A 12,521-nucleotide genomic window follows, 5' to 3' on the forward strand; every position below is an offset into this window, starting at 1 on the left:
GTGAGCCATCGATTCAACCTGTCCGACTGGACGCTGCACCACCGTACCCTGGTCGGTTACTTTCTCTTTGCGCTTGCCCTGATGGGCGTTTTTGCCTACGGCAAGCTGAGCCAGTCGGAGGATCCGCCCTTTACCTTCAAACTGATGGTTATCCGCACGCAATGGCCAGGCGCAACGGCGCGTCAGGTTGAGCAGCAGCTGACTGAAAAAATCGAGAAGAAACTCCAGGAAACGCCTTATATCGACCGCGTTTCGAGTTATTCCCGCGCTGGTGAGTCGACCGTGATGTTCTTTGCCAAGGACAGCACGCCGCCGGCCCAGGTGCCCGATGTTTATTACCAGGTCCGCAAGAAGATCGGCGACATTCGCCACACCTTGCCGGCCGGCATTCAGGGACCATTTTTCAACGACGAGTTCGGTGACGTTTTCGGCAATGTTTATGCGTTGACCGCGGAAGGCCTCGATTACCCGCAACTGAAGGATGCCGCCGAGCGCATTCGCGACGAATTGCTCAGCGTTCCGAATGTCGGCAAGGTTGAGATTTTCGGCATTCAAGACGAAAAAATCTTCATCGAACTGTCGAATACCAAGCTGGCGACGCTGGGCATCGATCAAACAACGATTGTTCAGGCCTTGAACCAGCAGAATGCCGTGGCCGGTGCCGGCTTTTTTGAAACGGCGGAAGAGCGTATCCAGATTCGTCCCGGTGGTGCCTTCGATACGGTACAGGCGGTCGCCGACACCCAGATTCGTAGCGGCAACCGCAGCTTCCGGCTCGGCGACATCGCAACGGTCAGGCGCGGAACGATCGATCCGCCGGCCACGCAAGTCCGCTATGGCGGCAAACAGGCTCTGGCCATCGGCGTAGCGATGGCCAAGGGCGGTGACATCATCGTGCTTGGCAAAGATCTCGAAAAGCGCATTGCCAGCTTGCAGGCTGGCTTGCCGCTCGGCCTCGAAATCGGCACGGCAGCAAGCCAGCCGGACGCCGTCAAGCGCTCGGTCCAGGCCTTCGTCCAGTCGCTGGCCGAAGCCGTCATCGTCGTGCTGCTCGTCACCTTCGTCAGCCTTGGGCTGCGCGTCGGCATGGTCGTCGCTATCTCGATTCCGCTGGTTCTCGCCGCGACTTTCCTCGCCATGCAGTTCTTCAACGTCGGCCTGCACAAGGTGTCGCTTGGCGCCTTGGTCCTGGCGCTCGGCCTGCTGGTCGACGATGCGATCATCGCCGTCGAAATGATGTGGGTGAAGATGGAACAGGGCTGGGAACGCACCCGGGCGGCGTCCTTTGCCTACACCAGCACGGCCGGCCCGATGCTTTCCGGAACGCTGGTCACGGTGGCCGGCTTCATTCCGATTGCACTCGCCAAGTCATCGACCGGCGAATATGCCTTCGCCTTCTTCCAGATCAACGCCGTTGCCCTGCTGATTTCGTGGCTCGCCGCCGTCGTCGCCATTCCCTGGCTCGGCTACAAACTGCTGCCCGACCCGCGCGCACCGCATGTGCCGGGCATGGTCGAGCGCCGCTTGCCACGCCTCGCCCGACTGGCCGAAAAAATCGGCCTGTCCGGCCCGCCGCAGGGTGACGAGCACGATGTATACGGCACGCCGTTCTACCGCCGCTTCCGCCAGTTGGTCGGCTGGTGCGTGCATCACCGCAAACTGGTGATCGCCATTACCGTGCTGCTTTTTGCGTTGTCGATTGTCGGCATGGGCAAAGTCCAGAAACAGTTCTTCCCGAATTCGACCCGCCTCGAACTGAACGTCGAGCTACGCCTGCCGGAAGGCGCGTCAATCGCCGCGACTGATGCCGAAACGCGCCGTCTGGAGCAGTGGCTGGACAAGGACAAGGCTGAGTTCGATCATTTCGAGCACTACATCACTTACGTCGGCTCGGGCTCGCCGCGCTACTACCTGGGCCTCGACCAGCAATTGCCGGCGAGCAATGTCAGCCAGTTCGTCATCGTGACGCGCGATGTCGCGGCGCGCGAAGCCTTGCGCGGTCGACTGATCCATTTGTTCGAAAATGACGGATTCGCCGCACGGGCCAATATTGCCCGTATCGAAAATGGTCCGCCGGTCGGTTATCCGGTCCAATTCCGCGTTTCGGGTGACGATATCGACACCTTGCGCAAGACGGCCGCCAAGGTTGCCGAAATCATGCGTAGCGATCCGGAAATTTCGAACGTCAATTTCGACTGGAGCGAGCTCTCGAAGGCGGTCGACATCGAGATCGACCAGGACAAGGCACGACTGCTCGGCGTTTCCAGCCAGGATCTCGCTGCGCTGCTGAATATGTCGCTCAACGGCTACACCGTGACCAGCTATCGCGAAGGCCTGAAGAGCATCGATGTCGTGCTGCGCGGCGACCGTGAAGAACGCACCCATCTGTCGATGCTGGCCAATCTTTCGGTCCCGACACGCAGCGGCAAGAGCGTCCCGTTGAGCCAGATCGCCCGCCTCAAGCATGATTTCGAACCTGGCCTGATCTGGCGTCGCGACCGTCTGCCGACAATCACCGTGCGCGGCAACCTGTACGGCAAGATTCAGCCGGCCACGGTGGTCGACCGCATCAATCCGGAAATTGCCAGGATTCAGGCAGCCCTGCCCGAAGGCTACCGCATTGCAACCGGCGGTTCGGTCGAAGAGTCGGCCAAGGGTTCAAGTTCGGTCATGGCCGGGATTCCGCTCTTCCTGCTTGCCGTGATCACCATCCTGATGATCCAGCTGCAAAGCGTTTCGCGCGTCGTCATGGTGCTGCTGACCGCGCCGCTGGGCATTATCGGGATTGCGCTCTTCCTGCTCGTCTTCCGCCAGCCCTTCGGGTTCATGGCCCTGCTCGGCACCATCGCGCTATTCGGCATGATCATGCGCAATTCGGTGATCCTGGTTGATCAGATCGAACAGGATCTGGCGGCCGGCAAGCCCCGCTGGGAGGCGATTGTCGAATCGACGGTGCGCCGCTTCCGGCCGATTGTGCTGACTGCGGCCGCGGCGGTGCTGGCAATGATTCCGCTATCGCGCAACGACTTCTTCGGGCCGATGGCCGTGGCCATCATGGGCGGCCTGATCATCGCCACCGCCCTGACCCTGCTCTTCCTGCCGGCGCTTTACGCCACCTGGTACAAGGTCAAGGCTCCCGCGCACTGATCAGCGCAGGTTGGCAAGTTCCTTCTGGATCGCCTGGATGTTGCGCTCATGCTGCGCCACGCGATCCTTGTAAGGCGCAACGCGATCGCGGCTATCGGTAGCCCCCGGACGCACGGCTTCCTGCTCGGCCAGGTCCTTGCGCGCCTGATCTAGGCTGCGCTGCTCGCCGGACAATTCCTGTTCAAGGATATGACGGCGATCGCCATCACGGGCTTTCTGGGTATCTTCCTGCACCTTGGGGAAGCTGGAAGGTGTCGGACTGGCCGAGGCGCGTGGTGCTTTCGGTGCCGGCACGGCAGTTTCCGGGCTGAGCGAGACAGCTTTGCAATTCTTGTCGAGGCGTGACGTCGAAATAATGGTGCTGCCGCCATTGGCATCCGGGCATTTATAAATCGACTGGGCATGTGCCGGCAAACCGCAGGCAAGCCCCAGGAGGGCAAAGGCAAAACGTGTCATTGTCATTATTTCCTAGTGAAGCTTTAGTGTAGCGGACTTAAGTCCGACACCTCTATCCTGTAGACAAAAAAAGGGCGGGAAATCCCGCCCTTTCTTGAGTACCGAACTCGCTTAGCAGGAGTAGTACAGATCGAACTCGACCGGGTGCGTGGTCATGCGAACGCGATTGACTTCGTCCATCTTCAGGTTGATGAAGGACTCGATCCACTCGTTGGAGAAGACACCACCACGAGTCAGGAACTCGTGGTCAGCTTGCAGAGCGGCCAGCGCTTCTTCGAGGGAAGCACAAACGGTCGGGATCAGCGCGTCTTCTTCCGGCGGCAGGTCGTACAGGTTCTTGTCAGCCGGATCGCCCGGGTGGATCTTGTTCTGGATACCATCCAGGCCGGCCATCAGCAGCGCGGCGAAGCACAGGTACGGATTGGCGATCGGATCCGGGAAACGGGTCTCGATACGACGAGCCTTGGTCGAAGCAACGTACGGAATGCGGATGGAAGCAGAACGGTTCTTGGCGGAGTAAGCCAGCTTGACCGGTGCTTCGTAGTGCGGGACCAGACGCTTGTAGGAGTTGGTACCCGGGTTGGTGATGGCGTTCAGGGCCTTGGCGTGCTTGATGATACCGCCGATGTAGAACAGGGCCAGTTCAGACAGACCTGCATAGCCGTCGCCGGCGAACAGGTTCTTGCCGTCCTTCCAGATCGACTGGTGAACGTGCATGCCCGAGCCGTTGTCGCCAACGATCGGCTTCGGCATGAAGGTGGCGGTCTTGCCGTACTGGTGAGCAACATTGTGCACCACGTACTTCAGGATCTGGGTCTGGTCGGCGCGCTTGACCAGGGTGTTGAACACGGTACCGATTTCGCACTGACCGGCAGTGGCGACTTCGTGGTGGTGAACTTCAACCGGGCAGCCGAGGGCTTCCAGGGTCAGGACCATGGCCGAACGGATGTCGTGCAGGCTGTCGACCGGGGGAACCGGGAAGTAGCCGCCCTTGACGGTCGGACGGTGGCCGGTGGCGCCATTGCCGTCGTTCTTCTCACCCGAACCCCAAGCCGCTTCAGCGGAATGGATCTTCAGATTACAGCCCGACATGTCGACATTCCACTCGACGCCGTCGAAGATGAAGAATTCGGGTTCCGGACCGAAGTAGGCGGTGTCGCCGATACCGGAGGACTTCAGGTAGGCTTCAGCGCGCTTGGCGATGGAGCGCGGGTCACGGTCATAACCACGGCCATCGGCCGGATCAACGACGTCACAGGTCAGGACGACGGTGGTTTCGTCGAAGAACGGATCGATATAGGCGGTAGCCGGGTCCGGGTTCAGTTGCATGTCGGAGGCTTGAATGCCCTTCCAGCCAGCGATGGAGGAACCGTCGAAAGCGTGGCCGTTTTCGAACTTGTCTTCGCTGAAGGCGGAAACCGGCACGGTGACGTGCTGTTCTTTGCCACGGGTATCGGTGAAACGGAAATCGACGAACTTCGCGTCATTTTCCTTGATCAGATTGAGTACGTCTTGCGGGGTTGCCATAAGCGTCAGTCTCCTAAGAAAACAAGTTGCCGGACGATCCGGCAGAAATCACAATAAGTCGAACGCAGAGGATTTAGCAGAAAGCATGCCAAAGACTCACAGAACAGCTTTACATTTTGCCACAACGAGATGCGTGATTTAAGCAAAGAATGCGCGCACGCAATTGGTGCGGAAATAAATCGCAACGCACCATCACGGTGCAACCGTGCACACCAGTCTAATTCGGCTGATGGTCGAGCCACTTTTCAGTCGCCCAGCCAACGAGCGCTCGATCGCGATCAGAGAATCCAGCCCGGCAAATTCGGCGTGATCGAAAAACACCTCAACCTCGACCCGACCGTTCAGATAATGCAGCAAAACCCTGAGCGGTGGCGGCAAGCCGTCCAGCAAGGGCATCACTTCTTCAAGCAAAGCTTCGCGCCCCGGCAAGCGGGAAGCAGAAAGATCCGGATCGACATCATCCTCGGGATCAATGTGCACAAGCACATCCAGCACTTCCGGATGGGCCAGAAGAACATTGGCGCGGGCCGTTTCTGCAATTCGATGCCCTTCCGAAACGCTGATCCGCGAATTGACCATGACGTGCGCGTCGACCAAGGCCTGATGGGCCATGCGTCGGGTACGCAACTCATGCAAGCCAAGGACGCCCGGCGTGGTCACCAGGGTTTGGCGGATAGCCTCAACCTGGACTTGATCCAGACCGGTATCGATCAACTCCTTGAGCGCCCCCCAGGCCAGTTCGCCGCCCATGCGCAAAATCATGAAACCCATCAGCGCAGCCGCCAGCAAATCGAGGAAAGACCAGCCCAGCAAGGCACCGCCAATACCGACAACCACGACCAGCGCCGAAGCGGCATCGGCTCGCGTATGCAGCGCATTGGCAATCATCAGTTGCGAACGCAGGCGCTCGGCTACCTGGATCAGGTAGCGATACAAACCTTCCTTGGCCACGACGGTGGCGATTGCCACCCAAAGTGCGGATAGCTCAACCGACGGCAAGGCCTCAATGTGCTGCAAGCGCATCCCGGACTCCCACAGGATACCGCCACCGATCAGGGCCAGCGAGGCGCCGAGAATCAGGGTCGCCGCCGTTTCGACCCGTGCATGGCCGTAGGGATGTGCCTGATCGGCGGGATGGGCACTTTGTCGGCTGGCATAGATCACCAGAAAGTCCGACAGCAAATCCGAAAACGAGTGCAGGCCATGAGCAACCAGCGACTGCGAATGAGCCAACCAGCCGACAATCAACTGAATCACCGTCATGACGAGGTTGACCGCAACACTGACCCAGGTCGCACGCTGCGCCTCACTGGCGCGGTCGACGGCACTTGCCGCCTGAAAATGCTCGGAATGTTCGTGCGCCATGTCCTCTGCCCTATACTGTCGGACCAGAATTTTAGCAGCCAAATATTATGGGCAAGTTAACTGAGATCATCCTGCTGGCGCAGCAACGCGCCCAAGCCATGGGCGCTTCCTACAAGGGCGCCCTGACGCCCGTAGAGGCGGCCGAGTTTTTGGCACTTTCCCCTGAAGCCAGGCTGGTCGACGTCCGGACCCGGGCCGAATGGGATTGGGTGGGGCGCGTTCCGCAAGCCATCGAAATCGAATGGAATCAGTATCCGGGCGGCACGCGCAATCCAGACTTCCTGGCGAAACTCAAGCGCCAGCTTGCCCCCAATTCGCCGATCCTGTTTCTCTGCCGCAGCGGAGCGCGCTCCGATGGCGCGGCCAGCGCAGCAACCGAAGCAGGCTACGACCAGTGCTACAACATCCTGGAAGGTTTTGAAGGCGACAAGGATGCCAGCGGCCATCGCGGGCAGCTTGGCGGCTGGCGCCATGCCGGCCTGCCGTGGACGCAAGGCTGACCGCAGCTAGCCGGTCAGCCCTTTCAGGCCGGTATAGATCGACATGAGCGTTGTGCACAAAGCAACGGCGGCACTCCCCAAGTCACTCCAGCGAGTCATCGAGTCGGTCAGTCCACTATTCCCCAAGCCGCCAACCCCGGCCGTCCGCAAACGGGCCAGAAACTGCTGGTGCTTCTGAAAGCGCCTGTCCGACCAGCGGAACAACCACAGCCCGGTAATAAAACTCAGGCCGATACTGGCTGCAAACTCGACAAACTCGCGCACTTCAACCGCATCCTGCGGCCACAGGGGAACCTTGTCGAGCCACGCGGTAATCCCGCTCATGCCGAATACGGCAAGCCCTGCCACCAGAAAAGCCAGTAGCACACCAGGCAAAAGTGGAACACGGGCCGCGCGGGCAAATGCGAAGCCGAATGGCAAGGGCAACAGCAGGGCAAAAACGCGCAGATAGAGAACCTTCGCGTCATAAACAAATACCATCAGCCATTGACCGAGGAGCAAAAGCAACAATGGCAGGAGCAGGCAGGCAACGGCCAGCGACAGATTCCGGTCCGGTGCCGAAAACGCTGCATCAACCGGCATCGCAACGACCGTCTCCCCCACCTGCGCAGGAGAAACAGCCTCGGCCGGCGTACGGGATGCAAGCTCGGCTTCGAGTTGGGAAATCCGTTCCAGCAACGGTTTGACGAGAAACAGATCACGGTGGCAAACCGGACACACCAAAGCTTCGTCGGCAATTTCCGAAGCGCAGTACGGACATTTCATTATTTGACCACGTTCAGCGTCATCACGACCTGGCTGCTCCGCCCTTCACTGTCCTGAACGATAATTTGAATCTGGTGCTCGCCGGGCGGCGTTTCTGCACCGGGCAGATCGAGGCCGGCTTCGCTCAGACCCGGCTTAACTCGGGCCAACAGGTCAACCGGTTTGGCCTTGAGGTAAATGACCTTGGTCGCCGCTGCATCGATCTTGGCCCCGCCTCGCGCCTCGAAAGCCACTTTCAGATCAAAAGGTGAAGTCAGGTTCGTCAGATCGGGCGTCAGAATCTTGATCGCCGGCCCGCGCGTAATTCCTCGCGTTGCCAGCACGCCGGCCCCGGCAGGCAACTTGGCTTCATCGGCCTTGATCAAGGTGACCGCATCGGCAGAAAACGCCAGCAACATACCGACCAGGGCAACCCCGGCCATTTTCAAATTGGATTCAGACATTCACTTTTCCTCAATCGCCAACCAAAACAAATGGTGCCCAGAATAGTGGATGAGCATAGCTGAAAACCGGCTTTCCCGTCTTGGCATCAACCTTGCCCGCCCCATCAACCATCCCGAGCATTGCCTGACGCAAAGCCTCGGCCTTGCCCAAGGCTCGATCCGCCGACTGGCGGCGGAACAAATCGGTCATCAAACCGCGAGCAGCCTCGGTTTCGACCGGCCAGTTCGAAACCAGCAAGGCGCGCGCGCCGGCATAGAAAAAGGCTCGCCCCAGCCCAGAGACGGCTTCACTGCCCGAACCTTCTCCTGCCGCCGTATTGCAGGCGGACAAAACCACCCAGTCAGCATTGAGCTTGAGCGAGAGAATTTCCTCCTGGGTCAACAAACCATCCCCGCTGCCGCCGCTAACCCCGGGCGCACTGAGCGCCAGGGCGGGCTGGGTCAAGCCATTCAGCTCCCCCGGCACCAAACCATGCGTCGCAAACATCACCACGCGCCGATTTGCCAGGTTGGCTGAAAAGACCGTTTTTTCACTGGCCCCCTGGTGCAGAAAAATATCCGTTGCCGGGTCGGCGCCAAGTGCCTTGGCAATTTCACGGATTTCCAGCGCAGTATCCGGCAGGCGTGGCAACAGGGCCAGCTCGGCCGAATCAACCGACTGGGTATGCGGCGCACTGCGCAAACGCAGGGGCATGCCGCGCATCGCCACCTGGCTGGATACTGGTTTCTTATCCGCCTCGCTGGCTTGCGCTTCGCTGAAATAGGGATCGCCGAAACCGATGAAGGGCAGTCGGTCCGGCGCGCCCGGCGGCAGACGCCGCAAGCTGGCCAAGGCGGTCACCGAGGGAAGTTGTGCGATAGCCAACTGACGCATCAGCCATGGCGTCTGGCGGTAGGATGAAAAAATCATCCCGCCCTTGCCGGGTTTAGGCGCCTCGGCCGTCACCAGCAAAGAAAGCGGCAACTGCCCCAATTCGCCATGCGGCACGGCAAGCAGCGTTGTTGCGCCCTGGACCAACTCAGCCACAGGGGCAAACAGCGACTGATAAAGTTGGTGCGACAACACCGTATCAAACTCGGGAATCTGCTCAACCGTCGGCGCCTCGGCATCCAGCGCACGACGCAACTTGGCGACCGCCGCAGCCATCGTCGCCCGATCGGTCGGCAAGGCAGCAAACCGACTGCGGCCATCGGCGGCAATGGCCCAGACATGAGCATCGCGCCGGCCGAAATACCAGGACAGCAGCACTTCCCCAGGCTGAAGCATTTTGGCCACATCAGCCATGTTGACCGCGGGAGGATCAACCAGCCGGGCGTAATCGGGAAACCGCTGGCTGATTTCCTTTTTCAGGCGCTCCCGGTTTTGCTTCAAGCCCTCGATATCCTGCCGGATTCTTGCCTGGATCACCGGCAATTGCTGATCAGGCGGAGCGGAGAGCAACTGGCTGAGCAAGTCGTTCAGGGCATTTCCGCGGCGCTGCGTGTCCTGTTCTTCACGCGCCAATTGAGCCAGATCGGTATCCTTGATCGCAGCCCGCGCGGCACTCCGCGTCAATGCCCGCTGAACGGAACTGCCTCGCGCCAAATCAGCCATCACGAAGGCATCGTTGGCGGCATCGAAGCCGGACGGCAAACCGGGACGCCCCTGCATGTCCGACAACAAACGGATGTAGCGCTCCAATATACCCACCAGTCGTTGCTGACGCCGCATACTGCCGGTCTCTGCTTCGCTATCGCTGCGCACCCGTTCGACCAGGACAGGCAGCGCCAGACGGAAAGCTGCCAGCGCCCCCGCCTGTTCCCCCCGATCAGCCAGCGCCATGGCATAAAACGCCCGGACCTCGGAAGTCCGCAACGCTCGCTCGCCAAGCTGCTTGCTCAAACGCTCCAGCATGTCTCCCGCCATTTTTTCTGCCGGGAGCGGCTGGCCGGTACGCAGCAATGCCTGAACCACATCCAGGTCACCGCGTAAAACCTGGGCTGCCATTTCTGGCGATCCCTCAACCGCCTTGCGCATACGTTCATAAAGCGCCAGCGCCTCGGTATCGTTGCCCAGCGACACCTGAGCGGCGAGGTTGGCACGCAAAGCACCGAGCACGGTCAGGGAATGGGGCGCGGCACCGCTGGCCAGGGCTGACGTCAAGGCGGCCTCGGAGAGTTTGGCCGATTCAGCATAACGACCCTGCTCGGCAATGATTCCGGAAAGCACCCGCAAACCGCGACCGACATCGGGCGACGAACGACCTGCCCGTTTCAGCGTGTGCTCCAAGGCTGTTCGCGCCATCGACTCAGCCTCGACCAGCTTGCCCTGGGCCAGCAACACTTGCGCCAGACCGCGCTCGACGCCTTCGCTGCCCTGCTTCATGTTTTCGGCGGTTGGAGCATCGCGACCTGCGGCGCGAATAGCCGGCAGATCCTGCAACGCCAGAAGGTTTTCGCTCAAACTTTTCCGGTAAGCCCCTTCGGCCTCACGCATTTTGCCGGCCATCGAAAAATAATCGCCGCGCGCCTTTTCAAAGGACGACAACCAGAAGTGCGACCAGGTCGCCCAGCCACGGCCATTCCGCAAACCGAGCAGCACCGACTCCAGCTTGGCCAGGTTTTGCTGGGCCATCTCGAAGTCACCCAATTGCGATGCCAGGCTGACGATCTGGCCGTAGGCTCCCGTTAATTGCCCTTGCGACGATTGAGGCACTTGCTTGATCGCCTCTAGCGAATAATGTTGCGCCGCCAGGAAATTGCCTCCCTGACGCTCGGCCATCGCCAGCGCCCGCATCGCACGAGCGTATTCCGGCGCCCCCGTCTGGCCATATTCGACGGCCAGCCGAAAATCGCTGATCTGTTGCTGAACCTGCCCCAGCTCCGCGGCAGCCTGACCGCGTTTCCAGTAGAAATCGAACAGGGCGGCACGTTCGGAAGTTTCGGGCGGACGCGCCTCGGCAGTGCTTCGTAACTGGCGGACCAGATCATCGTGCTGGCGATAATCGGCCAACATCCGGGTGATGTCATTGATCGAGCGGGGCGGCGGGCGCACGGCAAGCTCGTCGATTTCCGCGCTGGCTGACGGCTCACCGGCATTAGCAGCGAGGGATACGGCCAGAAGCGTCGCAATCAAACAGCGATGATAGAATCGTTCCCCAAGCATTTTGCCTCTCCTAGGCGCCGTCACTCTGGCAGCTTAACCTTCGAAAAGAATCCAATGCAAGCCGATCAACCTCTCGTTTTCGCCCCTTTCAACAAGCTTTCCGATGAAGCCTGCCAGGAACGCATTCGCGTTGCCCGTGCCAAGCTTGGCAAGAAGGCGGTCATCCTTGGCCACCACTATCAACGGGCCGACGTTTATCAACACGCAGACCTGACCGGCGACTCGCTCAAGCTGTCGCGCCTGGCCTCCCAGACAGATTCCGAGTACGTCATTTTCTGCGGCGTGCATTTCATGGCCGAAGTCGCCGACATCATGACCGCCGCCAACCAGACCGCCATCCTGCCCGACCTCGCGGCCGGCTGTTCGATGGCCGACATGGCCAACCTGGCCAAGGTTGAACGCTGCTGGCGCGAACTGGGTGAAATCCTGAATGCCGAAGAGGAAGTGACACCGGTCACCTACATCAATTCGGCGGCCGACCTGAAAGCCTTTTGCGGAGAACACGGCGGCATCGTATGCACCTCGTCGAATGCCGGCACCATCGCCAAATGGGCCTTCGAACGTCGTCCGAAAGTGCTGTTCTTCCCCGACCAGCACCTGGGTCGCTGGACAGGCCATCAGATGGGCTTTGCGATGGACGAAATGGTCGTCTGGGACCCGGACCTGGAATACGGCGGCCTGACACCGGCGCAGATCAAGAAAGCCCGTATCCTGCTGTGGAAAGGCCACTGCTCGGTGCATCAGATGTTCCAGAAATCGCATATCGATGCCTTCCGCGCCAAATACCCGGAAGGCAAGGTCATCGCCCACCCGGAGTGCAATTTCGAAGTTTGTGCCGCCTCCGATTACGTCGGCTCGACTGAACACATTGTCAAAACCATCAAGGAAGCACCGGAAGGGACCCGCTGGCTGGTCGGCACCGAGTTGAACCTGGTTGATCGCCTGGCCAGCGAAGTCCTGCCGCAAAACAAGATTGTCCAGTTCATGGCCACCACGATCTGCATGTGCTCGACGATGCAGCGCATCGACCCGCAACACCTGGCCTGGACACTGGAAAACCTGGCAGAAGGCAAGATTGTGAATGCCATCAAGGTTCCCGAGCACGAGGCCAAACTGGCCAGGCTGGCACTTGACCGGATGCTGGCCATTTCCTGAGCAAAAAAGACCAAGCCC

At 60.0% G+C, this 12,521-nt stretch carries 9 protein-coding genes; 3 read left to right on the forward strand and 6 right to left on the reverse strand.

Annotated features, from left to right (window positions below):
* Positions 1-3,147, forward strand: coding sequence for an efflux RND transporter permease subunit (locus KI614_RS14300; protein WP_226406426.1), 3,147 nt, complete (start codon positions 1-3; stop codon positions 3,145-3,147).
* Here KI614_RS14300 and KI614_RS14305 read toward each other — a convergent pair whose 3' ends face one another.
* The 3 genes from KI614_RS14305 to KI614_RS14315 form a co-directional block, all read right to left on the reverse strand.
* The gene (locus tag KI614_RS14305; protein ID WP_226406427.1) at positions 3,148-3,609 is read right to left on the reverse strand and encodes a DUF4124 domain-containing protein; all 462 of its coding nucleotides are present in this window, start codon (positions 3,607-3,609) and stop codon (positions 3,148-3,150) included.
* A 105-nt stretch (positions 3,610-3,714) separates the two neighbouring features.
* Positions 3,715-5,130: a type I glutamate--ammonia ligase gene (gene glnA, locus KI614_RS14310; RefSeq protein ID WP_203467728.1), complete on the reverse strand. Its 1,416-nt coding sequence runs from the start codon at positions 5,128-5,130 to the stop codon at positions 3,715-3,717.
* A 192-nt stretch (positions 5,131-5,322) separates the two neighbouring features.
* The gene (locus tag KI614_RS14315; RefSeq protein WP_226406428.1) at positions 5,323-6,495 is read right to left on the reverse strand and encodes a cation diffusion facilitator family transporter; all 1,173 of its coding nucleotides are present in this window, start codon (positions 6,493-6,495) and stop codon (positions 5,323-5,325) included.
* 47 nt (positions 6,496-6,542) lie between these two features.
* Between KI614_RS14315 and KI614_RS14320 the strand changes: the two genes are divergently transcribed.
* On the forward strand, positions 6,543-6,995 hold the full coding sequence (locus KI614_RS14320; protein WP_226406429.1) for a rhodanese-like domain-containing protein: 453 nt from the start codon (positions 6,543-6,545) through the stop codon (positions 6,993-6,995).
* 6 nt (positions 6,996-7,001) lie between these two features.
* Here the strand turns inward: KI614_RS14320 and KI614_RS14325 are convergent, their stop codons facing one another.
* From KI614_RS14325 to KI614_RS14335, 3 genes are read right to left on the reverse strand one after another with little or no spacing between them, the layout of a single operon-like run.
* Complete coding sequence (locus tag KI614_RS14325) at positions 7,002-7,760, reverse strand: hypothetical protein (protein ID WP_226406431.1); 759 nt, start codon at positions 7,758-7,760, stop codon at positions 7,002-7,004.
* On the reverse strand, positions 7,760-8,203 hold the full coding sequence (locus tag KI614_RS14330; RefSeq protein ID WP_226406433.1) for a hypothetical protein: 444 nt from the start codon (positions 8,201-8,203) through the stop codon (positions 7,760-7,762). Before KI614_RS14330 ends, KI614_RS14325 begins: the two co-directional genes overlap by 1 nt.
* Positions 8,204-8,213: 10 nt before the next feature.
* A complete protein-coding gene (locus tag KI614_RS14335; protein ID WP_226406436.1) occupies positions 8,214-11,348 on the reverse strand; it encodes a CHAT domain-containing protein in 3,135 nt (1,044 codons plus the stop codon).
* A gap of 54 nt (positions 11,349-11,402) precedes the next feature.
* Here KI614_RS14335 and nadA point away from each other — a divergent pair, with 54 nt between their 5' ends.
* Complete coding sequence (nadA, locus tag KI614_RS14340) at positions 11,403-12,503, forward strand: quinolinate synthase NadA (protein WP_203467734.1); 1,101 nt, start codon at positions 11,403-11,405, stop codon at positions 12,501-12,503.
* The last annotated feature ends 18 nt before the right edge of the window (positions 12,504-12,521 follow it).

The organism is Dechloromonas denitrificans, from assembly GCF_020510665.1.
GTDB classification, from domain to species: domain Bacteria; phylum Pseudomonadota; class Gammaproteobacteria; order Burkholderiales; family Rhodocyclaceae; genus Azonexus; species Azonexus denitrificans_B.

Excerpts from the sequence above, each read along its gene's own strand:
- KI614_RS14305 (WP_226406427.1), bottom strand. The coding sequence starts at position 3,609 with ATGACAATGACACGTTTTGCCTTTGCCCTCCTGGGGCTTGCCTGCGGT.
- glnA (WP_203467728.1), bottom strand. The coding sequence starts at position 5,130 with ATGGCAACCCCGCAAGACGTACTCAATCTGATCAAGGAAAATGACGCG.
- KI614_RS14315 (WP_226406428.1), bottom strand. The coding sequence starts at position 6,495 with ATGGCGCACGAACATTCCGAGCATTTTCAGGCGGCAAGTGCCGTCGAC.
- KI614_RS14320 (WP_226406429.1), top strand. The coding sequence starts at position 6,543 with ATGGGCAAGTTAACTGAGATCATCCTGCTGGCGCAGCAACGCGCCCAA.
- KI614_RS14325 (WP_226406431.1), bottom strand. The coding sequence starts at position 7,760 with ATGAAATGTCCGTACTGCGCTTCGGAAATTGCCGACGAAGCTTTGGTG.
- KI614_RS14330 (WP_226406433.1), bottom strand. The coding sequence starts at position 8,203 with ATGTCTGAATCCAATTTGAAAATGGCCGGGGTTGCCCTGGTCGGTATG.
- KI614_RS14335 (WP_226406436.1), bottom strand. The coding sequence starts at position 11,348 with ATGCTTGGGGAACGATTCTATCATCGCTGTTTGATTGCGACGCTTCTG.
- nadA (WP_203467734.1), top strand. The coding sequence starts at position 11,403 with ATGCAAGCCGATCAACCTCTCGTTTTCGCCCCTTTCAACAAGCTTTCC.